This is a genomic window from Erwinia pyrifoliae DSM 12163 (assembly GCF_000026985.1).
GTDB classification, from domain to species: domain Bacteria; phylum Pseudomonadota; class Gammaproteobacteria; order Enterobacterales; family Enterobacteriaceae; genus Erwinia; species Erwinia pyrifoliae.
In genome coordinates, this window is the sequence record NC_017390.1 from 1 (window position 1) to 25,806 (window position 25,806).

General features: G+C 50.5%; 13 protein-coding genes. 5 read left to right on the forward strand and 8 right to left on the reverse strand.

All coding sequences use genetic code 11. The features are described 5' to 3' along the window. The 5 genes from mioC to ravA all read right to left on the reverse strand — a co-directional run bounded on the left by mioC (position 1) and on the right by ravA (position 6,386). Positions 1–441 (reverse strand): FMN-binding protein MioC, encoded by a 441-nt coding sequence (mioC, locus tag EPYR_RS00005; protein WP_012666393.1) that lies wholly within the window; start codon positions 439–441, stop codon positions 1–3. A gap of 192 nt (positions 442–633) precedes the next feature. Continuing rightward, positions 634–1,095 carry a transcriptional regulator AsnC gene (asnC, locus tag EPYR_RS00010; RefSeq protein ID WP_012666394.1) on the reverse strand — a complete coding sequence of 154 codons (462 nt, stop codon included), beginning with the start codon at positions 1,093–1,095 and terminating at the stop codon, positions 634–636. 117 nt (positions 1,096–1,212) lie between these two features. Further along, positions 1,213–3,372: a 5-histidylcysteine sulfoxide synthase gene (gene ovoA / locus EPYR_RS00015; RefSeq protein WP_014538407.1), complete on the reverse strand. Its 2,160-nt coding sequence runs from the start codon at positions 3,370–3,372 to the stop codon at positions 1,213–1,215. A gap of 63 nt (positions 3,373–3,435) precedes the next feature. Next, entirely contained in the window at positions 3,436–4,896 is a 1,461-nt protein-coding gene (gene viaA / locus EPYR_RS00020) for an ATPase RavA stimulator ViaA (protein ID WP_012666396.1), read from the reverse strand. Then, a complete protein-coding gene (ravA, locus tag EPYR_RS00025; RefSeq protein ID WP_012666397.1) occupies positions 4,893–6,386 on the reverse strand; it encodes an ATPase RavA in 1,494 nt (497 codons plus the stop codon). Before ravA ends, viaA begins: the two co-directional genes overlap by 4 nt. A 257-nt stretch (positions 6,387–6,643) precedes the next feature. Between ravA and kup the strand changes: the two genes are divergently transcribed. Further along, positions 6,644–8,512, forward strand: coding sequence for a low affinity potassium transporter Kup (gene kup, locus EPYR_RS00030; RefSeq protein WP_012666398.1), 1,869 nt, complete (start codon positions 6,644–6,646; stop codon positions 8,510–8,512). A 103-nt stretch (positions 8,513–8,615) separates the two neighbouring features. Here the strand turns inward: kup and EPYR_RS00035 are convergent, their stop codons facing one another. Next, positions 8,616–14,888: a hypothetical protein gene (locus EPYR_RS00035; protein WP_012666399.1), complete on the reverse strand. Its 6,273-nt coding sequence runs from the start codon at positions 14,886–14,888 to the stop codon at positions 8,616–8,618. A 162-nt stretch (positions 14,889–15,050) separates the two neighbouring features. Further along, complete coding sequence (locus EPYR_RS00040; RefSeq protein WP_012666400.1) at positions 15,051–20,996, reverse strand: hypothetical protein; 5,946 nt, start codon at positions 20,994–20,996, stop codon at positions 15,051–15,053. Positions 20,997–21,291: 295 nt separating this feature from the next. Between EPYR_RS00040 and EPYR_RS00045 the strand changes: the two genes are divergently transcribed. Next, a complete protein-coding gene (locus EPYR_RS00045; RefSeq protein ID WP_012666401.1) occupies positions 21,292–21,690 on the forward strand; it encodes a YgiW/YdeI family stress tolerance OB fold protein in 399 nt (132 codons plus the stop codon). A 6-nt stretch (positions 21,691–21,696) separates the two neighbouring features. Here EPYR_RS00045 and EPYR_RS00050 read toward each other — a convergent pair whose 3' ends face one another. Next, the gene (locus EPYR_RS00050; protein ID WP_012666402.1) at positions 21,697–22,578 is read right to left on the reverse strand and encodes a LysR family transcriptional regulator; all 882 of its coding nucleotides are present in this window, start codon (positions 22,576–22,578) and stop codon (positions 21,697–21,699) included. Positions 22,579–22,682: 104 nt separating this feature from the next. On the opposite strand from EPYR_RS00050, the gene budA reads away from it, so the two are divergent. The 3 genes from budA (at position 22,683) to rbsD (ending at position 25,802) form a co-directional block, all read left to right on the forward strand. After that, on the forward strand, positions 22,683–23,465 hold the full coding sequence (gene budA, locus EPYR_RS00055) for an acetolactate decarboxylase (RefSeq protein WP_012666403.1): 783 nt from the start codon (positions 22,683–22,685) through the stop codon (positions 23,463–23,465). A gap of 19 nt (positions 23,466–23,484) precedes the next feature. Beyond that, on the forward strand, positions 23,485–25,164 hold the full coding sequence (gene alsS / locus EPYR_RS00060) for an acetolactate synthase AlsS (protein ID WP_012666404.1): 1,680 nt from the start codon (positions 23,485–23,487) through the stop codon (positions 25,162–25,164). A 218-nt stretch (positions 25,165–25,382) separates the two neighbouring features. Next, a complete protein-coding gene (rbsD, locus tag EPYR_RS00065; RefSeq protein ID WP_012666405.1) occupies positions 25,383–25,802 on the forward strand; it encodes a D-ribose pyranase in 420 nt (139 codons plus the stop codon). Positions 25,803–25,806 lie beyond the last annotated feature (4 nt).

The following is a 25,806-nucleotide window of genomic DNA, read 5'->3' on the forward strand; positions in this document are numbered from 1 at the left end:
TCAGATCAGTTTTTCCCAGTGTTCGATCCACTCTCCGGCCGGATCTTCCGGGATTTCATGTTCGAGTACGTCAATTTCCAGACGCTCACCGATACGCTGCGCACCCAAAGAGGTCAGCAGCTCGTCGAATTGCTGAATTGCCCCGCAGAACAGATCGTATTCACGGTTACCCAGGCCGATAGCGCCGTAACGCAATTTACTCAGATCGGGCTGCTGTTCTTTAATTGCCTCAAACAGCGGCTGGATGTTATCGGGCAGCTCACCGGCGCCGTGGGTAGAGGTGACGATAATCCAGATCCCTTCCAGCTTCAGTTCCGCCAGCTCCGGCCCGTGGAGCGTGGTGGCGGTGTGACCGGCTTCAGACAGCTTCTCATCCAGATGATCGGCCACGTATTCTGAGCTGCCTAACGTACTGCCACTGATTAATGTAATGTCGGCCATAATCTGATCCCAGTGTGATAATGGCGGGCATTGTACGCTGTGATCAGATTGGGATCTACCTGTGGGTAAGTAGGGGTATTTCTTATCGCCATCTGCAACGCCTGGCAGGAAGCAGCGAAACGGCAGCGGCCCGGAGCCAGATGTTACCATGGAAGGTGAGATGACTCAGGTGTGGATAAACTTATGCACCGATCACGGGATAATCGTGCGCATGATCGGGTTTTGCAATGAGATCAGGGTTTCGGTGGACTGGATCTCATCGATGGTCTGGATCTTGTTGATCAGCACCTGTTGCAACGCATCGATCGATCGGCACATCACCTTAATAAAGATGCTGTAATGGCCGGTGGTGTACCAGGCTTCCACCACTTCTTCAAGCTGCTCCAGTTTTGCCACGGCCGCAGGATAGTCCCTGGCGCTTTTCAGAATGATGCCGATAAAGCAGCATACGTCGTAGCCAAGCTGTTTTGGGTCTATTTCCACCCGGGTTCCCTTAATGATGCCTGCCTGCTTCATTTTTTCCACACGAACGTGGATGGTGCCGGGACTGACGTTAAACTGTTTTGCCAGCTCGGCATAGGCGGTACGGGCATTATCCATCAGGGCGATAAGAATGCCGCGATCGAGGTTATCCGGCTGCATGTTTTCTGCCATGGCGACTCCGCTATTATCGAATGTTCAGTTATCTTGCGAATAATGTGCGGGATTGTAAAAGGAATGGCAATCAAATTGCAGAAATGACAGCGGGCATCGGGAAATGCCCGCCGGAATTTAACGTTTACGCCACAGGGTTAACTGGGCCACGCTGTGCTGATATTTGCGCGCCGTCTCGCGGATGACAAACGGCACGTCCTGAGGCGGGGCGATCTCCTCAAAGTCGGCGGACAGCAGGCGTTGCAGTGCCTGATAAGTCGAGAGCGCTTCACCATTTTCACGCATGCCGCCCAGCCAGTTCTCTTTCGGCGTGAACTCTTCAAGCCAGGTATAGGGTGAAGAGAGCATCAGTACGCCGCCGGGGCGGATCATCTGCGTGATATCCGTGAGGAAACGTTTCGGCTGGCGCAGGCGGTCAAGCAGGTTAGCGGCCAGCACCAGATCCCAGGCTTCTGCCTGGGGTTTCAGGTTACAGGCATCCCCCTGTACAAAGCGGATGCGGCCGGCCTGCTCCGGGCCGAGATCGAAGTCCTGCAAGTGCACCTGGTGGTATTCAATCAGATCGCCCTCTTCCTGGGTGACATAGCGGAAGTTTTCACCACGGGTCAGTTGCAGAGCGACATCGATAAAGCGCGCCGAGTAATCCATTCCGACCACCCGATCAAAATGACGCGCCAGTTCAAAGCTGGCACGGCCGGTAGCACAGCCGATATCCAGCGCCCGCAGATGTCGCTGGCTGATGCGGCAGGCGATCTGCGCCAGCGCTTTGGCGTAATTTTCTACGCCAAAGTATTCCGCGCCGTACTGGAAGTCGAGGTACTGCGACACCATGCTGTCCGTTTCATACGGGTTGGCGCGCAGGCTTTCCTGATGCTGCGAAACCACGTAGCGGAACCCCGCGTGCTGGAAGAAGTGGCGTCGGAAGGCATAGCGAGCTGATTTCAAGGCTTCATTGCCGGTGGAGATCCAGCTGCCGCCCTTCATCAGCGTATGTTTACCGTCAAAGGTCGGCGTGGAGAAATCATCGTATAAAGGATGGACACGGAAGCCCGGAAAACCGCTGGTCGGCGTAGTGGTCCACTGCCAGACGTTGCCAACCAGGTCGTAAAACTCCCCCTGGGCAAAGCGATCTACCGGGCAGGAAGAGGCCCAGCGAGCCAGATTAATATTACCCGGGGCTTCACGCCAGTCCGGCTGGTCGCCCTCCACCTGTTCACGCAGCCGCATCCATTCGCTTTCTGACGGAAGCTGTACCGCCAGGCCGGTCTCCTCTGCTTTCCAGCGGCAGAATGCGGCGGCCTCCAGCTGATTGACTTCTGCCGGCCAGTCCCACGGCATCGCCACTTCTTCCGCCAGCAGGCGCAGCCTTAATGCCTCTGGCTGCTGGGGTGAACCTACCCAGAAGGTTGGCATATGCGCCCCGGCAAACTCGCGCCAGCCCCAGCCTTCGTCATCCCACCAGCGCTGCGTCTGATAGCCGCCGGCGGCAATGAAAGCAAAAAACTCGGCGTTGCTGACCAGCATGCGGCTGGCCTGAAACGGCTTCACCTCGGTCACCTGACTGCCGTATTCATTANCCCAGCCGTAGGTATCATCGGTTTTGCCCTGGGTTACGCGGCCAGCGCTCACCGCCATAAGGCTGTTATGCGGTACTGCCTGACGGTCGTGGCGGGCCTCAGGACAGGCAGGCCAGTGCGGTTGGGGCTTAACCCACGCCAACGGCAGCTGGCGGATCAGCACGCTGGAGGTTTCCAGATGAATGCGTTCGTGCTCGATCCCCATCAGAATGACCCATGCCGGGCTGTTCCAGTCGATCGGCAGCGTTAACGGCATCTGCTGAATGAACTGCTCAATAAGGTGACGAACCTTGCCGCGATAGTCGCGCAGCTCTGCCAGTGGCGGCCAGCTGTAGTGGCTGTTATCCAGATCGTCCCAGCTCATTTCATCGACGCCGATCGCCATCGTCGCTTCGATCTTGTCGTCAATGCGCGCATCGATAAGGCCGCCCGCCATCAGTTTGTTGATGTAGAAGGTGGCGGTATGACCGTAATAGAAGATCAGCGGATGACGCAGTGAAATCGCCTTGTTATACCAGGCGCGCTCGTCGGCGAGGCAGTCGAACAGGCTTTCGTACAGTTCCCAGGTCTGACGAAAATAGCTCAGTATCTCCAGTCGTTTTTGTTGTGGATCGCTACCGCTGAGCGTTGGCATGCGGGTTGGTGCGGGTAATGCCGTCTGATGTTGTTGCGCGGTCACATGATGCTCCCATCTTGCCATTGGCTAAAGCGTTTATATCACTATAGCAAATAAGGTTTGCAGCACGGTGACAAAGGGCTGGGGTCAGCGTTTCCAGCTGCGTAGCAGTCGGCTTTTCAGCCCGGTATCGAAGCGCCAGATATGGTTAAAAATGCGCATAATAGCGGGTTTTCCATGATCGGACATGGCAACGGCGTGGAAGCGCTGCTGTTGCTGCTGCTGGTGAATGCGCACGCGTTGTACCAACGCATCCGGCAGGCGTTGGGCGATAAAATCGGAGAGGACTACCGCGTCGGCATCATGCCATTGTGGATCTGACAGCTTCACTAAAACCGCTTCAAGGCAGGCGGTAAGATCGGTTCCGCCACGAAAACGTTGGCTGAGAAAACGAATCGCCTGGCTGATACCGTCGCCAGCGGTCAGTTCATAGCTGACCACCTGATGAGCAAACAGCATGATGTGGCAGCGGCGATTATCCGCCAGCGCAACTTTGAGCAGGGCAAGGCAAAAGGCTTTGGCGCAGCGTTCGTTAAACCCGCCCATCGAACCGGAGGTATCGACGCAGACGATAAACGGGCCGCGCTGTTGCGGGTCCTGATGCGGGTGGACGACGGGGCGCTGGGTGATGTGATTATGCCAGCCTTCCCCTTGCAGACGATAGGTCAGCAGGCGTTTTTCCACCAGCCGACGGTAGAACTCAATCTCCAGCTCGCTGATGCCGAGCGTGGCCAGCTCCGGCGGCAGCAGGCGCAGGATGTCATCGCTTTGGTGCAGGCCGTTGACCTCTTCCGGCACGTTTGCCGGTTCCCGCACCCGCTGCTGACAGGTTTGCGCTGGCGCATTGTCTGAGGGCACTGCTTGCGCTTTGCGGCTGCGTCCCAGCTGTTGTGCCAGCTTCAGCAGTTCTGGCTGGCTGGCAAGAAAGTCGCCGTATTGCACGATCAGCTGATAATCGCCGCGCTGTAACTCGCCGCGTGTCAGATCCCACAGCCTGCCCGCCGCGGCTTCGTCGTCATCTGCCAGCACCGGGGCCAGCTGGCCGCTCACCGCCAGCCGCTGTTGCAGTTCGGCCAGCAGTCTTTCCCGTTCCTGGTCGAGCAGCTGCTGGTTAAGCGTCAGGGTCTGCAACGTCAGGCTCAGACGCCAGCGCTGTAAAAACAGGGTTTGCTGTGCGCTACTGAGCTGCCGGGTATCGTTATTGTCGACCAGCTCCTGCGCCTTCTGGTGAAACGTTGACCGTTGCTGATTAAGCCAGACCAGCAGTTCGGCCAGCCCGGCGTTAAAATCGCCCAGGCTTAACGTCTGGAACTGCTGAAATCGCTGGAATTCCGCTTCCAGCTGCGGCGGAAGGGCGGTGGATTTCAGCTGTTGCAGGATCTCAGCCTTGCGTCGTGGCAGGTCGCGCGTTAACGCGGTTTTGAGGGCAGGGAATTTCTCAAAGAAGATGGCCAGCTGTGGCGAGGCCAGCAGCGTCATGATCAGCTCTTCCACCAGGTCGTTCTCATTGATCGACAGAAAAAGACTTAGCGTATCCAGCGAGATCACTGCCGTGCCTGCTTCAGCTGTTCAGCAACCTGCTGCAGGCTTTCTTCCACTTTTGCCAGCCAGTCATCGCTGATAAACAGACAGCGATGGTGCTGGCTGAACAGGGTGCGCTGCGCGCGTAGCCGGGTATCCAGTTCATCCAGCGCCTGTGAGATCTCCTCGGGCAGCCCCTGCTGCGCTTTGCCTGGCAGCATCAGGCGCGAAACCTGCAGGCTGATGTCACGCAGCGTCAGGCAGTCACTGTCGTCGACGTGCAGGTCAAGGATTTGCGCAAAACCAATGCCGTTGAGTTTGCCGCGCACCTCGCCACCTTTTTGCAGCCAGTTTTCCAGCGCTTCACGGGTTAAAGCGATATGCGTCACCTGTATTTCGTGCAGCGTCAGCGGTTTTTGCAACATCAGCGTGAGCGACTCGGCGGCGAGCGCGGCGGGTAAATCGTAGTGCGGCTTACGGCTAAACATGCCGCCGTGTTTCTCCAGACGAATGGCCTGCTCCACGCTTTGCTGCTGCTGCAATGCCAGGCGGCGGGCGTTGATTTGTTGCAGTTTGAACAGCATGGGCTGCTGCTGCCAGGCATACTGGGTGATCAGGTTATCCAGTTCGCGCTCAAGCAGTTTCATTGAACCTGTGTCATGCCACAGGCAGTCTTTCAGCAGGATCAGGTCGATGGGGGCAATCGCATTGCGGCCGCTGTAAAAGGCGCTTGCCTGTAACAGATGAATGGCCTTTTTCCAGCGCCGATCGGAGATATAAGGGGCTTCCGGCTGGCCCTCCAGCCGTTCTCGCAGCATGAAGATAAGCTCAAAAACATCGTCCGGCAGGCTAACCTGACTGATGCCCAGCTGCCACTGCTGATACTCCTCATCGCTGATGCGCAGTGATTCAGCTACCGGATTTTGATTTTCATCCTGCTGGTGGGTGAGCAGACTGCGGAAGTTCTGCTTCGCATGCACGTTGTCCAGCCACAGGCGGATTAACATGCGGTCATACAGGGCTTCCAGCCCGCTGTCGGCCTCCGGCAGTTCGTTGGAGGCGGTCACCAGCAGGCGCATGGGGATTGTTTCTTCGCTGTCACCATTACGAAAGCGCCGTTCGTTGATCGCCGTCAGCAGGGTGTTGAGAATCGCCGGGCCGGCCTTCCAGATCTCATCAAGAAAGACGATTTCCGCATCGGGAAGATAGCCTTTGGTCAGGCGTTGGTAGCGGCCTTCGTCTTTCAGCGCCTGGATGGAAAGGGGACCAAATACCTCTTCCGGGGTGGAAAAACGCGTCATCAGATATTCAAAGGCGCGGGCGTGTTGGAAGGCAAACTTCAACCGGCGAGCGATCAGGCTTTTAGCGATACCCGGCGGGCCGAGTAAAAATACACTTTCACCGCACAGCGCGGCCAGCAGGCAAAGGCGAATCGCATGATGGCGCTCGTAAAGACCTTTTTCCAGCGCATTGCTCAGGCGGGAAATGCGTTCTGCCAGTAATTGAGAGTGGGCCATATTTAAACATTCATCCTTTTGTACGGTCAGGCCAGCACCAATGGCTGGCGAGCGCAAACACTACTGGCTATGATGCTTGAAAGAGTTGATAGTAGTCAGCTTTTTTATTATCAAAGGGTGACACGGCCACTAACGGCGTCATTTTTCAGGCAATTAACGGTGGGTATACCTGATGAATCGTGCATACTGTGCGCTTTTGACGGGCCGTTGAACCGTGCGCAATCCCGCGTGAGTCCACCGCAACAAAAGACAATTCTATGAGTTCTGAGAAGAAGCAATCCCTGGGGGCTGTCACGCTGGCTGCCATTGGCGTGGTATATGGTGATATTGGCACCAGCCCGCTGTACACCCTGCGCGAGTGTCTTTCCGGGCAGTTTGGTTTTGGCGTAGAGCATGATGCCGTATTTGGCTTTTTGTCGCTGATTTCCTGGCTGCTGATCCTGATCGTGTCGTTGAAATACCTCAGCTACGTCATGCGTGCCGACAACGCCGGAGAAGGCGGGATCCTGACGCTGATGTCGCTGGCGGGGCGTTATACCGGGTCGCGTGCAACGGCCATTCTGGTGATCATGGGCCTGATTGGTGGCAGCTTCTTCTACGGTGAGGTGGTGATCACCCCGGCGGTATCGGTGCTTTCGGCAATGGAAGGGCTGGAGGTTATCGCCCCTTCGCTCGATCGCTATATCGTGCCGATGGCTATCGCGGTATTAACCCTGCTGTTTGTCATTCAGAAACACGGCACCGGCATGGTAGGCAAGCTGTTTGCCCCGGTGATGCTGCTGTGGTTTATCGTGCTGGCGGTGCTGGGGGTGCGCGGTATTGCTGATAATCCTCAGGTGCTACACGCCCTGAACCCCTACTGGGCGGCGCACTTCTTTGTTGAATATAAATCCGTCTCTTTCTTTGCGTTGGGCGCAGTGGTGCTGGCGATTACCGGCGTTGAAGCGCTGTATGCTGATATGGGCCACTTCGGCAAGTTTCCCATCCGTCTGGCGTGGTTTGCCGTGGTGCTGCCTTCGCTGGTGCTGAACTATTTCGGCCAGGGCGCGCTGTTGCTGAAGCACCCGGAAGCGATTAAGAATCCTTTTTTCCTGTTAGCCCCGGAATGGGCGCTGATCCCGATGCTGATTCTGGCGGCGCTGGCTACGGTGATTGCCTCGCAGGCGGTGATTTCCGGCGTCTTCTCTCTGACCCGCCAGGCGGTGCGCCTGGGTTACCTGCCGCCGATGCGTATCGTTTACACCTCGGAACAGGAATCGGGGCAAATCTATATCCCGGTGATCAACTGGCTGCTGTTTATGGCGGTGGTGCTGGTGATCCTCGGCTTTGAACACTCCAGCAATTTGGCGGCCGCCTATGGCATCGCCGTGACCGGTACTATGGTGTTGACGGCTATTCTGTGCAGCACGGTGGCGATTCAGAACTGGCACTGGAATCGCTACCTGGTAATGATGTTACTGGTCGGTATGCTGTGCATCGATGTCTCGCTGTTTTCAGCCAACGTGGTGAAGCTGTTGTCCGGCGGCTGGCTGCCGCTGTCGTTGGCGCTGGTGATGTTTATCGTGATGACCACTTGGAAAAGCGAGCGTTTCCGCCTGCTGCGCCGTATACATGAGCACGGAAATTCTCTGGAGGCGATGATCGCGTCGCTGGAGAAATCGCCGCCGGTACGCGTGCCGGGCACCGCCGTTTATATGTCGCGCGCGCTGAATGTTATTCCGTTCGCCATGCTGCACAACCTGAAACATAACAAGGTGCTGCACGAACGCGTGGTGCTGCTGACGCTACGCACGGAAGATGCCCCGTACGTACATAATGTGAAGCGCGTGACTATCGAGCAGCTGTCGCCCACCTTCTGGCGGGTGGTGGCAAGCTACGGCTGGCGTGAAACGCCCAATGTCGAAGAAATTTTCCACCGCTGTGGGCTGGAAGGTCTGAGCTGCCGCATGACGGAAACCTCGTTCTTTATGTCGCATGAGTCGCTGATCCTCGGTAAACGCCCGTGGTATCTGCGTCTGCGCGGCAAGCTGTTCCTGATGCTGCAAAAGAACGCCCTGCGCGCGCCCGATCAGTTTGAAATTCCGCCTAACCGGGTGATCGAACTGGGAACCCAGATAGAGATTTAAGCGGCGCGGAAGGGAGCCATTGCTATGCATCAACCCGGATTTGATCTCGACGGGTTGATGTTACTGCCTCTGCAAAACGTTCAGCGCAATGCGTGGCTCTGGTTTACCATCGCTCCGTATGCGTCCAGTGGTCGTTTGATTCACCGTGCGGCGGGAAATACCATTTATGGGTTGACGGGCTGCCTTCGGTTTGCAGAATGTGGTATCCATACCCGGCTTTATAATACACCGATCCCACTTTTCCATATTCATTCCAATTTTTCGGATAAGCCAGAGTCCCCTTGTTTTCACCGCCGTAAAGCCAGTTCCAGTTATCCTTCGCGCCATCCGGAAAAGTCCAGCCGTTAAGCGATGGCGTCCCCTCTTTTCTTAAAATGTAAAACAAGTGATTATCGAAACAATAATAAACCTCGCCGGCTACGCCGGCTTCGGTAGGCCGTTTGGGAGCCGTGTAGGCACCCGCTTTAAAGGAAATAAATTTCCAGTGTCGATTGGACTTGCCGGGTTCCGGGAAAGGCCACTGGTAGTCAGCCGGGCAGCCCGCCGTTTTGAGGACCAAAAAGCCATGGCCGGTCTGATAGTACACCGAACCCACTTTGCCATACTCCTCCCACGGTTTCGGTGAGTGCAGGGTTCCCTTATGTTTTCCGGCGTAGATCCAGTTGGCGTCATCTTCTTCATCAGCCGGGAGATGCCAGCCGTGGCTCGCCGGGTTACCCGCTTTCCTCAGGATATAAAACGTTCTGTTTTCGTCAGAATAATAGACTTCACCCGCTACACCTTCTTCAGTCAGCCGTTTGGGAGCGGTGAAGGAACCGGCTTCCCAGGAGATAAATTTCCAGTGGCTGTCAGATTGACCTTCAGGCGGGAAATACCATTTATTATCTGCAGGCCTGCCTTCAGTTAGCAGGACCAAATAGCCATATTTGAAGGTGTGATAAACCGCTCCCGCCTTTCCATACTCATGCCATATTTTAGGCGACTCCAGGGTGCCATGGTTTTCCCCACTGTAGATCCAGTTGGCGTTATCCGTTTTACCAGAAGGGAAATGCCAGCCGTTGTCCGCAGGGGTACCTTCTCTTTTAAGAATATAAAGGAACTGGTTTTTTTCGTTATAATAGACCTCCCCAATAGTACCTTTAACCCTTTGATTTTTTGGGTTTTTAAACGAACCCATAAGCCAGGATATGACGTTCCAGTGCGGGTTGGACGTGCCGCTAAGCGGGAATGACCAGTTATGCTCTGAAGGTCTGCCTGCGGTTTTCAGGGTCAGATAACCATATCCCGCGTGATAATATACCGAGCCAACTTTTCCATATTCATTCCAGGCTTTAGGTGATTCCGGGGTGCCTCTGTTTTCCCCGGCGCAGATCCAATTCTCGTTGTCTGCCGTGCCGGGAGGGAAACTCCAGCCGTTGTCAGACGGATTACCCGCGTTGCGCAAAAGATAAAACAGGTGGTGTTCTTCAGAATAATAAACCTCGCCAGCCACGCCTCCCGCCGTCAGCTGTTTCGGGGCGTTAAAGGAACCCACCTCCCATGAGATAAATTGCCAGTACTCGTTGGACGTACCCTCAGGAGGGAAAGGCCATTTTTCGTCTGGCGGCCGGCCTTCGGTTTTCAGGGTTAAGTAGCCGTATTCACGCTGAAAGTATACCGAACCGGCTTTTCCATATTCACTCCACGGTTTAGGCGATTCGAGGGTGCCCCTGTTTTTCCCGGCATAGAACCAGTGCTCGTTATCCATGTTACCGGGAGGGAAGTGCCAGTCGTCGGTCAAAGGCATTTTGTTATTTCTTAAGATATAAAACGATGCGCTTTCGCCGCTAAAATAGACTTCTCCAGCCTTGCCTTGCAGATTCTGTTTTTTGGGAGCGTCGAAGGTTCCCAGATCCCAGGAGATGAATTTCCAGTGTCTATCGGACTGACCACCGTCCGTGAATCTCCAGCCGCTTGATGCTGGCCGGCCTTCAGTTTTGAGGGTCAAATAGCCGTATCCCGGCTGGTGGTATAGCGAGCCTGCTCTTCCGTACTCATCCCAGGTTTTAGGGGAGTCCGGCGTTCCCTTGTTTCTTCCTGCGTTGATCCAGTTCTCGTCATCATGCTCGTTTGAGGGGAAAAGCCAGCCGTGAAGAGAGGGGTTACCGCTTGCTTTCAGGATATAGAACGATTGATGTTCGTCAGAATAATAGACATCTCCGGCTTTGCCTTGCTCATTAAGTGATTTGGGGGCGTTAAAGGAGCCACGTTCCCAGGAAATCAGTTTCCAGCGCTGGCTGAGCTTACCGCTATCAGGGTATTGCCAGTTATTGTCAGAAGGGCGGCCTTCGGTTTTCAGGCTAAAATAGCCAACACCTGGTTGATGGTATAGCGAGCCTGATTTTCCGTACTCGGTCCAGGTTTTAGGTAAGTCGGGTGTTCCGGGATTTTCACCGGCGTAGATCCAGTTCCCGTCATCCGCCTTACCGGCAGGGAAGGACCAGCCTTGTCGCGCTGGCTTGCCGTCTTTTCTCAGGATATAAAAAGCCTGGTTTTGGACACAGTAATAGACTTCGCCAGATGTACCCTCAACGTTCGGCAGTTTGGGTGACAGGAAGGAGCCGACTTCATGACATATGAACGCCCAGTAGGCGTTGGAATCACCGACGATCGGGTAAACCCAGTTGTTGTCCGATGGCCTGCCCTCAGTGATAAGGCTCATATATCCCCATCCGACCAGAAAATATACCGAACCTGCTTTTCCATACTCATACCATTGTTTGGGAACATCAAGGGTTCCCCTATTTTTACCGGCGTAGATCCAGTAAACATTATCTTTTTTTTCAACGGGGTAATGCCAGCCATGGGTGGATGGCCTGCCTTTTATTCTCAATATATAGAACGCTTCGTTTTCGTCAGAGTAATAGACGCTGCCGACAGCACCTTTATCATTCCAGGCTAACGGGGTGATAAACGTGCCGGCTTGCCAGGTGATAAATTCCCATCGTTTATCAGACTGACCGCCCGGCGGGAAATGCCATTGATGGTCTGAGGGTCTGCCGTCCGTTTTAAGGATCAGATAACCATGTTTAACGTCATAATATACCGACCCGGCTTTGCCATACTCGTACCAGTGTTTAGGCTGGTCGATTGTTCCCGGGTGGCGACCTGCGTACAGCCAGTTCTCGTCATCGCTTGCATCTGCTGGGTAATGCCAGTAATGGCTTGAGGGGAATCCTTCCTTTCTGAATTCGAAGAATTTGTTTCTTTTATTGTTAAGAAAAATGTCGCCCTGAAAGCCAAATTGACCCCAACTCTTAGGCGAAAGGTACATGTTTTCGGTAGATATACCCAGAGCATAGGCGATATCCAGTAATGCCGTCATGGAAACATTTTTATTAAAGCCTGTCTCATACTTACTCACTTCCGGGGGCGGAGATGTCAATGCCAGAGAGTAATACTCGTCGCTAACGGGCCTGCTTAAATAGGCATCCAGATAGTCGGTGGCTTCATGGCTGATATATAACACTTCCATACAGAGTTCGAAGAATGCAAGGGCATCTTTCACAGGGTATGCCAATAGCCGATCGCGAATCAATGTGATATCACCCTCACGATGGCCATAAAATAATGCATTGTTTTTGATAAAGGACTCTATATCCGTTTTACCTAAAACCAATCTACCCAGGTCAATTAAGAAAAGGTTAAATAACCGGGAATTTCGTTTGATTCTTGGCGGTGCAGGGGCAGGAGGTTCTTTGATCATATTTAACAGGTAGAAATAAACCCCTTTAATTTTATCTATAAAAATGTTGTTTCTGTCTTTGACTTCTGCAGAGATCTTTTCAAGATAGGTTAAGGGGGTAGGATTATAAATGACCTTAGCCTCAGATTCTGCATCATTAGTTGTACGGTACTTGCCCCGCCAGGCTATCACCCTTTTTCCCATGCTGGATGAAATTATCCTTCCGCTGGAAGGGAAGCCGCTGGCGCCGAAGCAGGATTCAATTTCGATTGAATTAATTTTATCGAGATCGATGTCTTTATACTTGGCAAGGCCTTTTATAATGCTAACAATCTCAGAGGGAGACTTATAGTTAATATTCCTCGGGCCGCCGTGCGCCCGAATACGCAAAAAATCACCGAATGAATAAAATCTGGCATCCTTTCCCAATAAAGCCTTAGTTCTGGTCTTTTGTAAATTGAAAGAGACTGGTTTTACCCAAAATTTTCTTTCTTTTATTTGGTGATTGAGTTCGCTTTTTTTATATATTGTGCTGCGCCCACCTATTTTTAATGCAGGTTCGAAAAGTTCAGGGATGAAATATTCGTCATCATTGAGACGCAATGCAAATATCCCGCTTTCGTAATTTTCTTCTGGCTTATTAGTCAGGAAGATTATTCCGCCGGGGGGGATGTGTGTTTCGATCTCCTCATTATTTAACCACAACTTATCCGCCGTGATATAAGGATATATAGGGGCTTTATTGAGTATGTCTTCATGCATGACTGATACCAGTTCGGGTGATAAATCCCCAGTCCTGGATAAAACAGCACCGATGGCATGAATGCCACCTGCGCTGTAAGCTTCGTTCTCCAGATTTAATACCGCATCCTTATAGCTTTTATCAAAGGGTAGCCTGGTGTTCTTTATGGTGCCAGCGAACACTTTGAATTTATTCCCCTCACTACTGATGAGATCGCCATTTTTGAATCTTCCTAACTGTTCGGCTGTCAGGGTAATGCCGTCATGTGCAAACTCGGTTGCCAGCACTTCATTATTGACCCCGCTAAATAACCCATTCCCCATTGCCAGCATGGTTTGTTTTACATATAAGTCTTTTCCTGTTTCCTTCATGAAAATAACCACCTGACCTGTCTTTATTTTAAGTAACTGGTTTAATTCTGCAACATTAATTGTGTCTTCCATGTAATTCAAACATGAAGACGATTTGTTGATGCTGTTGCGGAATAAATCCAGTGTTTTCTCATCCACTAACCCTGACTTGGCAAGTACGCTGATAACAAAGTCCACGGATGAAGTCTGTTTACTCGCTTCATTTCTTGCATAGGCTAATAGCCTTCGGCCCGCATCAAGTACCGATCCCCCGCTTGTATTATCTGGGCTCATAACAATGGATTTTTTACCATTGATCCATAATTTTTTTTCACGAGAATAGGTGATATAGTGCTTTTTTAATTGCAGGGATTTTTGCTCTATATCATAAATGAATACGCCGCCTGAGTCCCTGTTTAATTTAAACTCCCCGCCGTTTATCTCAACAAATACACCACCATTTTTTATGTTAAGTTTATCTGGGATAATATCCTTAATGGGGTCCTTTTGTTCACTGCTGAGCAGCTTGATACTATGAAGGTCGAGTGATGCTGAAATCATCTGGGATACGGACAGGAACTCACTATTTATTTCAATAATTAAGCTAAAATCCATTGTTTTACCCTCCAGCCTGTCTGCGATTGATATCAGGACAGGAGGGATAAGGTTTTGCAATATCATTAAAGGAATAAGGTCGGAGAATGAATGCAGTATGGTTTTAGAAATGGAGTCAATATAATGCATGATATTAAGGAGGAATATTTTATCCGTCGCTTTCGGGCATCCTTTCTTAAGGTATTCATAGTCGTAGACAATCTGCCATTCTTCTCCCGCCATTTCTATTGGGCTGTGTAATGTGTTGGCTATGTTGCGCAGAACGTCTGAAAAACTCAGCGCTTCACGTTCTTTTTGACATGAATAATCAAACAGCTTTTTTTGGCTTACTCCTGAATAAGGCAACACCGTACTGACCTGCTGTGCAATAGCCAGATGCCGCCTGACGTGCCGGGCAACCTTTATTTCGCCATCTAAGGGGGTGGAATGAGTGCTGAACAAATTTGCGGTTTCAAATGTATCAGCCATGGCTGAGGAAGCCGGTTCGTAAGCGGTTTTAGCCCCGCTCTGGCTAAACTGCCTACGACACAGCCCGGCACCAGCCAGTATCACCACAGCGCCCATAGCAAATGCCGTTTTACGCTTAAGTGATAAGGGAAGAACCTGCTGCTGGTTCATTTGGCTGCGGGCATCGCGCAGAGCTTCTGCTTCCTGATAAAGGGCTTCACCTTCAGAAATCACTGCTGACAGCTCAACATCTTCCTTGCCGGCTTCATCAGTTCTCCAGCGCAACCCCCTTTTCAACGTATTCAGGACCCGACGGCCCGGGCTTGTGCTGGAAATTACGTCGTGTTGTTTAGACAAATGCCCATGGCTTTTATTTGCCGATTTGATGCGAATGGTGAGAGGTGACGTTTCGTTGGTGACGCGGGAAGCTTTGGATTTGAGGTTTGCTGCGGAAAGTTGTGGCGCCCGTTCAGCGTTTTCCCTTGTTATTTCGATCATAACTCCAGCTCCTTGAGTATATAACGACGATGAAAGACATAAAATAAGTGAGTAATACAGATAGAATTCACATGGATAAAGTGAACAGACGGGAAGAGTGAATTGCCCCAGCGCCGCAATTTTCTATTGAAAACACGGAGTTTGGCTGGTGAAATCCACAATTTAGCGCTTAATAAAAACCCAGTGACTATTCGACTTTTCGGATAGTGGAAAATACCATTCATTTTGTGAAGGATTGCCTTCAGTTTTGAGCATTAAGTATCCATAGTCAGCTTTATAATATATCAATCCGGCTTTGCCGTACTCGTTCCAGTGTTTAGGTGAATCCAGGGTTCCTTTATTTTCTCCGGCATAAATCCAGTTCAGGTTATTCACTTTTTCAGAAGGGAAAGGCCAGCCATCGGTCGATGGTGTACCATTCCTTTTCAGGATAAAAAAGCAGTGTAGTTTATGTGAATAATAGATTTCACCGGCAACACCTTTGTCAGACAGCTGTTTAGGTGCCATAAAAGAACCCGCTAAGTAAGATATGAAATCCCAATGTTCGTTGGACTTTGCGCCATCCGGAAAGAACCAGTTGTGATCTGAAGGTCTTCCTTCAGTTTTGAGAGTTAAAAATCCATACTGGCTGTCGTAATATAATGATCCTGGCTTTCCGTACTCATTCCACTTTTTAGTTGAGTCCAGAGTTCCCTTATTTTTCCCGGCGCAGAACCAATTCGTGTCGTCATCAAAAGAGAAATACCAACCGTTGTTCGCAGGATTACCTGATTTTCTCAGGATATAAAAGTTTTCGTATTCGTCAGAATAATAGACGTCTCCAGTCATTCCTTCCGAGTTCAGCCGCTTGGGGGCTGTGAACGATCCTGCTTCATAAGAAACAAATTTCCAGTGATTATCAGACTCAGCATTATTGGGGAAATACCATTTATTTTTCTCTGGCACTCCTTCAGTTTTAAGTATTAAGTATCCATGTCCTGATTTATAGTAAATCGACCCAGCTTTTCCGTACTCGCTCCAGTATTTAGGCGAATCAAGAGTACCTTTATGTTCTCCGGCATATGCCCAATTTTCATTGTCTGCCTTGCCGTAAGGGAAATGCCATTCGTTAATCGCCGGGTTACCCGAATATTTTATTAGGTAAAAAAGTTGGTTGACATCAGAATAATAGACTTCTCCAGCGACACCAGACTCTTCCTGCCGTTTAGGGGCCTCAAAGGTACCAGCTTCCCAGGATATGAAGTTCCAGTACGCATTCGACCTACCTTCTTTCGGATAAAACCAATTATTTTTGGATGGTCTGCCCTCGCTCTTCAGCGTAACATAGCCATATTCCGCGTCATAATACACTGAACCGACTTTTCCATATTCATTCCATACCTTAGGTGATTCCAGCGTTCCTCTGTGAGATCCGGCATAAATCCAGTTCGCATTATCACCTGAAGGAAAATGCCAGCCATTGTCGAATGGTTGTCCGGTGTTCTTCAGAATATAAAATGAGTGGTTAATTTCAGAATAATAAACCTCACCCGCTACGCCTTCCTCATTCCATTTTTTTGGGGCATCGAATGTACCCACATCATAAGATATAAATTTCCAGTGATCGTTCGATACTCCAAGGCCTGGGTAAATCCAATTATTATCGTAGGGCTTGCCTTCAGTTTTGAGAATGGAGTAGCCGTAATGACTGTCATAGTATACCGAACCCGCTATACCATATTCATTCCATTTTTTTGGTGAGTAAAGGGTTCCTTTATTTTCTCCAGCGTATAACCAGTTTTCGTTATCTCCCTTTTCCTCAGGGAAATGCCAGTCGTGGTCGGATGGTTTTCCTTGTTTTCTCAATATATAATACGCTTTGTTCCCGTCTGAGTAATAAACCTCTCCTTGCTTGCCTTTAGCACCCCATCCCTTAGGTGACTCAAATGAACCTTCCGCATAGGATATGTAGGTCCAGTGATTGTCAGATTCGCCGCCATATGGGAAATACCAGCCATGATCTGATGGCCTGCCGTTGGTTTTGAGGGCCAGATAACCATATCCGTCTTCGTAATACAATGAGCCAGTATTTCCATGATCGTACCATGTTTTTGGAGAATTAAGGGTGCCCATGTTTTTCCCGCCGTAGATCCAGTTCCCATCATCCATTTCGTCAGAGGGGAAATGCCAACCGTGACTTGAAGGCTTGCCATCTTTTCTCAAAATATAAAACGTTTTTTCTTCAATGGAGTAATAAACTTCCCCGGCCAAACCTTCATTATCCGGTAGCTTAGGCGACTCAAAAGAACCTATTTCAAAGCATAGAAACTGCCATCGGTTATTCGACTGACCTTTAAAGGGGAAATACCAACTCTTGTCCGATGGTCTGCCATCGGTTTTGAGCATCATATAACCATATTCTTTTTCGTAATATATTGATCCGACCTGTCCGTATTCGTGCCACTCTTTTGGCGAGTCCAGGTTTCCCCGATTTTTACCGGCATAGATCCAGTGTTCGTTGTCCGACTCGATGGCAGGGAAGTACCAGTCGCGGTCCGATGGATTACCCGTTTTTTTGATGATATAAAAAGCGTCATTGTCGCCATAATAGTAGGCGTTGCCAGAAATACCCTCATCATTCCAGTCCAGTGGACTGCTGAATGTTCCTGCTTTCCATTTGATAAACTGCCAATGGATGCTGGACTCGCCGTTGTGCGGGAAATACCAAAGGTAGTCCGAAGGTCTGCCATCCGTTTTCAGCATCATATAACCGTAATTTTCCTCATAATACACACACCCCGCCTTGCCGTACTCATACCAGTCTTTAGGCTGTGCCAGCGTTCCTGGATGGCGGCCTGCGTAGAGCCAGTGATCATTATCCAAAGCATCATCTGGATAATTCCAGTAATGATTTGCGGGAATTCCTTCATGTAACAGGACAAAAAATCTCTTTTTCTTATCATCCCAATAAACTTCGCCGGGAAAGCCAAATTCATTCGAATTTTTGCAAGAAATATATTTATTGACGTTAGAAATCCCCATGGAATTTGCAATTTCGTTCAGATCTGCAGTGATGCTATTGACAATAATTCTCGCGACATCCTGTTTATCCCTCAGTTCAAGTTTTTTTTGCTGCGCGTAAATATCCTCATCAAAATTATCTATAGGCGTCTTACTGATATAAAAATCCAGGTGCTTAGTTATATCAGGGTTTGAATATATCAGTTCCATACATTGCTCGAAGAATTCATAACTATTTTTAGGTATGTGTAAGAGTATTTTCCTATGAGGCAATATCATTTCACCCTTATTACGGTTAAAGAAATGTGCGTTATCATTAATGAACGCGTTAACGTCTTTTTTTCCTAAAACTAATCTGCCAATATCCATTAATAGCAAGTTAAAGTGGGAATTATCACGTTTTGACCTTTGGGATGTAGAAGGAATAGGTTCTCTTTCTGTGTTTTCAAAGTAGGTGAAAACCCCTCTTAATTTACGCATAAAGTCTATGTTTCTTTCCGTGATATCTGCGACAATATTTTCAAGGTAACTTAACGGGGTTGGATTATAAATGACTCTGTTCTCTTCCTCTGCGCCATGACCAGTACGATACTTACCCCGATAGGCGATTACCCTTTTATTCATTACTGCTGAAATAAATTTTCCAGTTGAGGGGTATCCGGTAGCGCCGAAGCAAGATTCGAGCACGATTGTGCTAATTTTATTAAGGTCAATTGCTTTGATAGTGCATAGCCCTTTTATGATACTGACAATTTCTAAAGGAGACATATAATTAATTGTCATTGGCAGCCCGTGCGCCCGGACATGTAAAACATTATCGACGGCATAAAATCTGGAGTCTTTACCCAGTAAAGACTCCGTTCGGGTCCCTGCTAAATTGAACTCCACGACTTTTACACGAAGATTTCTCTCAATAATGTTCTCTTCAAGCGCGCTTAATTTGTATATTGTGCTGGAAACACTGGATTCTAATACCGGATCGAAGAGTTTAGGGATGAAAAATTCGTCCTTGCTAAGGCGTAATGCAAAGGTACCTTTATCATAATTTCCGCTAAGGTTATCCGTCAGATAAATCATCTCTCCAGGGAGGACTCTTTCGGCGAGTTCTTCATTGCTTAACCACCCACTGCCACTTTTAATGAATTTACTTAAGTGGTTTATGTTTCCGACTGATTCACTCAGAACAGATACAAACTCTGGGGATAAATCGCCTGTCTTTAATAAAACAGAAGCAATTGCATGCGTGCTATCTGATTTAATGGTTTTTTCTTCAAGTTCCATTACTGAATTTATGTAATTTTCAGAGAGGGATATCTGTGTTTCTTTCAAAAAGCCGGCATGCACATTAAATTGTTTACCTTCACGACCGGTAAGCAGTTTGTTTTTGAATAGACCCAGTTGCTCGGCGGTAATAATGGTATTCATGAAGCCAGGTTCTATAGAGATTCGTTCATTATTAATGCCTGCAAACATGCCGTTTCCTGTCGCCAGCATAATATGTTGAACATTGATGGCGCTGTCTAATGTGTCGGTGAAAATGACGACCTGCCCTTGCTTGATTCTCAATAATTGATTTTCATTGGTGATGTGAGTCAGATCTTTTATATAATTGAAGCTATACGCTGATTGAGTGATTTTGCTTTGGAGTAAATGAAGGCTTTCTTTCTTTATGAGTCCTGCTTTCGCAAGGGTTTCAATGACAAATTTAACGGATGAACCCTTTCTGTCTGTTTTCTTTGACTCGTTTCTCGCAAAAGTGACCAGTCTCTGGCTTCTTTCCAGTGATGATTCAATATCGCCCGTTTCGGGCAGCATAATTTTTGAGTTTTTACCTACCATCCATCTTCTGCTGTTACGTAAGTAATGGATATGTTTCTTTCTGAGCTGTAGTGACTTTCGATCAATATCATATATATAGACCCCTTTTTCATCTCTCATCATTTTAAATTCGCCCCCGCTGATGCTGACATAAATATCCCCGTTCTTAACTTTTATTTTTTCAGGGATAATGCCAGACATTCTCTCCCTTTTTTTTTCGGAAAGCATATTTCTGCCATGAAGGTCAAGAGATGAAGCAAATAACATAGGTAAAGTTAACAGTTGATTGTTCATTTCCATGATTAAGTCAGAATCCATTTTTTTGCCGTCAGCGCGATCTGCAATAGATTGCAATACGGGGGGTATGATATTTTGCAAAATCATGATTGGCACAAATTCGGGAAAGAAACTCATTACCTTATTAGCAACAACATCAATATAATGCATAATGTCGGCCAGATATCTTCTGTCTGATTCTATTGGGCATCCTTTCTTCATACTATTATACGTGTGAACAATCTGAGACTCCTCTACCAATTTCTTCACTGGACTTTTCAATGTTTCAGCGATATTACGCAGAACGTCTGAAAAGCTCAGTTCTTGCCTCTCTTTTGCGCATAAAAAATCCAACGGCTCCTTTCGGACAAAGTCCGTTTCCGGCAGTGCCGTGGTGAGCGGCAGCGACCTGGGCTGATGGCGCCTGACATGTTGTCGGATTTTCATTGCCTCATCATGGCGGCAGGAATGATTCTGGAATGAATATGTTGGTGTGGCGGGAGTTGCCATAGCTGATGAAACCGAGCCTGCCTCTGGGGTATGCAGAGGCCGCGTATCTGGCCGCCCATATTGGTTTGACCGCCGCAAACACAGCCCTGCATCGGTGAGCATTAGCGCAGCACCCATAGCAAAGCCGGTTTTACCCTTTAGCGACAATGGCAGGGGCTGCGGCCGCTCTTTTTTGTTCTGCGCATTGCGCAGGGCTTCCGCTTGCAGATAAAGCGCTTTGCCCACAGAAAGCACTTCTGCCTGTTCTGTATTCTCCGCCGTGGCGTTGTCTCCACTCCGTGACAACCTCGTTTTCAGCACGCTTAATATGCGATAGCCGGGCGTCCTGAGAGAACTCCCGCCGTTTTGATTTGTCAACGCCCCATCGTTTTTCCTGACCGATGTAAGCCGATAGGTGAGTGGAAAAGTCTCTTCACTGTTAAGGGATGAGGGGGGGGGAGCGTTGGCTACGGGAAGAGTGGGCACAGGCGAGGTGTTAGAGCTTTCTATGGAAATGTTACGCATTTCTCCACCTTATTTGGTTTATTATCACTAGATAAACTTAATGTTAAGATTATAATATCGCCATTTTCCAGTATGGATGGGTCTAAACATATCATGAAACGTTCTTTTATGACGCCGTGCCAGCAGGTATCGAATGGCTGGTGTACGTATGTAGTCAGCCGTTATCAATCTGCCTTGCCAGCACCTCGCGTGCTGATAACTCAGTAAGCTGTTAAACAGTTGCTATAATATTTAGCAACTGAGTTCCCCGGGCAGGATTGACTGCCCTGATCCCATAAGGAAAAGCGAGATGATAATGAAGAAAGCAGCAGTGTTACTGGCTCTAACCGCCCTGATCTCGACTCCGTTGCTTGCTGCCCAGAGCGGGGGGTTTGTTGACCCTGATGCGCCAGCAGCGTCAGCTCAGAAAGGTGGCTTCAGCGGCCCGAACGGCACCCAGGCGACGGTGAAACAGGCGCAAGAGATGAAAGATGATGCCTGGGTCACCTTGCGCGGCCATATTGATAAGCGTGTGGGAGATGAAGATTACTTGTTCCGCGATGCCACCGGCAGCATCACCGTAGAGATCGACCATAAACGCTGGGACGGACAAACCATCGGCCCGAAGGATCAGGTGGAGTTGATGGGCAAGCTGGATAAAGACCTTAACTCGCTGGAACTGGACGTGAAGCAGGTGCGTAAAATCGCCGGTTAAGTTGAATTATTCATCCGCCAGGGTTGTCACCAGATGATTAACGGCGGGTGAGCGATCCCAACGCCGCCAGGCAAGTGCGATATCGCTGCTCAGGACGGCATCATCAATCTGATGGAAGCTGACACCGGGCAGTTGGATACTACGCAGAGAGTCCGGAACAATGCTGATACCAAACCCGGCGGCGACCATGCTGATGGCGGACGATATCTGCGGAGCCTGTTGCAGGCGCTGCGGTTGAAACCCGGCGCGCAGGCAGGCGCTGATAATCACTTCGTACAGGCTGGGAGCGACCTCGCGAGGAAACATAATCAGCGGATCGTCTTGCAGCTGTGCCAGTGACAAACAGGGCGTATCGCATAATCGGTGCTTAGCAGGTAACACCAGCGCCATCTTCTCAATGGCGATCACCTTCAGATTAAAGGCTTTACTGCTTTCGCAGGGCAGTCGCACAAACGCCGCATCCAGCAACCCTTCCTGCAAATCATGCATTAATGCCGCCATATTCTCCTCACGGGGCAGCAGTTTTATCGCCGGAAAACGATGCTGAAAGCGGTGCAGCAGCCGGAATATCTGCGGATGGAAGGCGGTTGAACTGGCGAAACCAATCGACAGCCGTCCACTGATGCCGCGTGCAATCCCCTTCGCTTTCTCCAGCGTATGGCCGGTCAGTTCCAGAATCTGGCGCGCATCCTGATAAAAGGCTTCACCCGCATCAGTCAGTTCTACCCCGCGCGTCAGTCTTTTCAGCAGCGGTGTACCTATCTCCTCCTCCAGCTTTTTAATTTGCTGGCTCAGCGGCGGCTGTGAAATACCGAGCATGTCTGCTGCCCGCGTAAAGTGACGCGTTTCGGCAACCGCAACAAAGTAACGGAGATAGCGTAGTTCCATATTAAAAACGTCTCAAAGAGTGGGGAGTTCTATATTGGAATCTTTTGCTTAATGGCGTCAATATTATCTAAATACTTCTTAACAGTTTAGCGGGGAGAGGTGCAATGGCACATTCTGCAACTGATTGTTCATGCGTGGAAGAGTTAACAACGACCGTCAAAGAGATGCAGAAAGAAAGACCAGAAAGCGTAATCTATCAGACCTCTTTGATGAGTGCGTTACTCAGCGGCGTGTACGATGGCACCACCACCGTGGCGGATCTGCTGAAGAAAGGGGATTTCGGTCTTGGCACCTTTAACCAGCTGGATGGCGAACTGATCGCTTTTAACAGCGAAGTCTACCAGTTGCGCTCCGATGGCAGTGCGCGTGCCGCCCGATCAGACCAGAAAACGCCGTTTGCGGTGATGACCTTTTTCCATCCGCAATATCAGCACCGTTTCAGCGGCCCGGTAACCCGCGCAGAAGTCCATCAAATCGTTGACCAGCAGGTCAGTTCCGATAATCAGTTCTGCGCGTTGCGCATTGACGGCCTTTTCAGCCATGCGCAAACCCGTACCGTGCCCTGCCAGCATCGCCCATATAGATCGATGCCGGAAGTGCTCGGTAAGCAGCCCACCTTCGAATTTGCACAGCGCAACGGCGTATTGATTGGTTTTCGTACCCCGCAATATATGCAAGGCATTAACGTGGCGGGTTACCACGAACACTTCATTACTGACGATCGTCAGGGAGGTGGCCATTTACTCGATTATCAGCTTGATCACGGCATGCTCACCTTTGGCGAAATCAGCAAACTGGTGATCGACCTGCCCGGTGACAGGGATTTCCTGCAGGCAAACCTCAGTCCGGAAAATCTGGATTCTGCGATTCGTTCCGTTGAAAGCTGAAAACAGGAGACAATTTTAGATGAAAAACGTAACTGATGTTCAGCAATGGGCACACGGTGCCGATCTGGTCGCGGCACAGCTGGAGGCTCAGGGAGTTAAACACGTATTTGGCATCCCCGGCGCGAAAATCGATAAAGTGTTCGATTCGCTGCTGGATACTTCAATTCAGACTATTCCCGTACGTCATGAAGCCAATGCTGCATTTATGGCAGCGGCGGTGGGCAGGCTGACCGGTAAAGCCGGCGTGGCGCTGGTGACCTCTGGCCCGGGCTGCTCTAACCTGATCACCGGTATGGCAACGGCAACCACGGAAGGCGATCCACTGGTGGCGCTGGGAGGGGCGGTAAAACGCGCCGACAGCGCCAAGCAGGTGCACCAGAGTATGGATACGGTGGCGATGTTCCGCCCGGTGAGCAAGTACGCGGTAGAAGTGGGTTCTTCCGATGCAATTGGCGAAGTGCTGTCAAATGCTTTCCGCAGCGCGGAACAGGGTCGTCCCGGCGGTGCCTTCGTCAGCCTGCCGCAGGATATCGTTAATGAACCGGCGCACGGCCATCTGCTGAACACCCAGGGTCATTTGCTGCTTGGATCCGCGCCGGATGCGGCGATTGCGGCGGTGGCACAGCAGATCGCCCTGGCGAAGAACCCGGTGATCCTGCTGGGATTGATGGCCAGCCAGCCCGCCAACAGCGAGGCGCTGTATCATCTGCTGGAGCGCAGCCATATTCCGGTCACCAGCACCTATCAGGCAGCGGGCGCGGTGCGACAGGAGCATTTCTCACGCTTTGCCGGACGCGTCGGGCTGTTTAACAATCAGGCGGGCGATCGCCTGCTGCGCGGAGCCGATCTGATTATCACCATCGGCTACAGCCCGGTTGAGTATGAACCGGCGATGTGGAACAGCGGCACCGCCACGCTGGTACATATTGACGTACTGCCCGCCGACAGCGACAACTGCTATCAGCCAGATGCCGAGCTGGTGGGCGATATCGCCGCCACGCTGGAAAAACTGACCGCACGTATCAATCATCCATTAACGCTCAGCCCGCAGGCGACCGAGATCCTGCAGGACCGTCAGCAACAGCGTGAACTGCTGGCCTTGCGCGGTCACCAGCTTAATCAATTTGCCCTGCATCCGCTGCGTATTGTGCGCGCCATGCAGGACATCATTAACAGCGATGTGACGCTGACGGTGGATATGGGCAGCTTCCATATCTGGATCGCCCGTTATCTCTACAGCTTCCGCGCCCGTCAGGTGATGATTTCCAACGGCCAGCAAACCATGGGCGTTGCGCTCCCTTGGGCAATCGGTGCCTGGCTGGTAGACCCGTCACGCAAAGTGGTGTCGGTTTCCGGGGATGGGGGATTCCTGCAATCCAGCATGGAGCTGGAAACCGCAGTACGTCTGGGTGCTAACCTGTTGCACATCATCTGGGTGGATGAGGAGTACAACATGGTGGCGATGCAGGAAGAGAAGAAATATCAGCGCGTGTCCGGCGTGAAGTTCGGCCCCGTTGACTTCAAAGCCTACGCCGAATCCTTTGGTGCTGCCGGCTTTGCGGTGGAAAGCGCCGAACAGCTGGAACCGACGTTGCGTAAGGCGATGGACGTGCAAGGCCCGGCGGTGGTGGCTGTGCCGGTGGACTATGCCGATAACCATCTGCTGATGGGGCAGCTGCATCTCAGCCAGATCCTGTAAGCATCGCGTACCGCGTTGGGAGATTGTCCTGACGATCCATGCGCTATTTCTTCTTCGGGGCGGTATGAATCCCGCCCTTTTTTTTCGTCGCAATGATGGCCAGCCGCACACTAGCAAAACGTTTCGATAGCGATCACATTTCCAACATGTGAAGATTGTTTTCCCCCTGTCATTTCTTACACTGCTCGCTGGCGAAACGTTGCACTGTGGAGCGAATAATGAAAAAAGGCACGTTGCTGCATTCGGCTATTTCGTCCGTGATAGCCCGCCTGGGTCATACTGACCGCCTGGTGATTGGCGATGCCGGTTTGCCCATTCCTGACGGTTCGGAGCGTATTGATCTGGCGTTAACACCGGGTATCCCCAGCTTTCTTCAGGTCGTCCAGGCGGTCACCAGCGAGATGCAGGTCGAAAGTGCCATTATGGCGCAGGAGATGCGACAGCATAATCCGCAGCGCCATAGCGAACTGGTCGCCATGCTCGACGCTTTGCAGCAGCAGCAGGGAAATGTCATCACTATCCGCTATATCAGTCACCAACAGTTCAAACAGCAAGCCCAGTGCAGTCAGGCAACAATTCGCAGCGGAGAAATTACGCCGTATGCCAATGTTATCCTGGTCGCTGGTGTGACCTTTTGAGGCG

Bases quoted from the DNA above. Each gene is read 5' to 3' on its own strand.
- EPYR_RS00045 (WP_012666401.1), top strand. From the start codon at position 21,292: ATGAAGAAAGCAGCAGTGTTACTGGCTCTAACCGCCCTGATCTCGACT.
- EPYR_RS00035 (WP_012666399.1), bottom strand. From the start codon at position 14,888: ATGATCGAAATAACAAGGGAAAACGCTGAACGGGCGCCACAACTTTCC.
- EPYR_RS00040 (WP_012666400.1), bottom strand. From the start codon at position 20,996: ATGCGTAACATTTCCATAGAAAGCTCTAACACCTCGCCTGTGCCCACT.
- kup (WP_012666398.1), top strand. From the start codon at position 6,644: ATGAGTTCTGAGAAGAAGCAATCCCTGGGGGCTGTCACGCTGGCTGCC.
- alsS (WP_012666404.1), top strand. From the start codon at position 23,485: ATGAAAAACGTAACTGATGTTCAGCAATGGGCACACGGTGCCGATCTG.
- mioC (WP_012666393.1), bottom strand. From the start codon at position 441: ATGGCCGACATTACATTAATCAGTGGCAGTACGTTAGGCAGCTCAGAA.
- budA (WP_012666403.1), top strand. From the start codon at position 22,683: ATGGCACATTCTGCAACTGATTGTTCATGCGTGGAAGAGTTAACAACG.
- EPYR_RS00050 (WP_012666402.1), bottom strand. From the start codon at position 22,578: ATGGAACTACGCTATCTCCGTTACTTTGTTGCGGTTGCCGAAACGCGT.
- ravA (WP_012666397.1), bottom strand. From the start codon at position 6,386: ATGGCCCACTCTCAATTACTGGCAGAACGCATTTCCCGCCTGAGCAAT.
- asnC (WP_012666394.1), bottom strand. From the start codon at position 1,095: ATGGCAGAAAACATGCAGCCGGATAACCTCGATCGCGGCATTCTTATC.
- rbsD (WP_012666405.1), top strand. From the start codon at position 25,383: ATGAAAAAAGGCACGTTGCTGCATTCGGCTATTTCGTCCGTGATAGCC.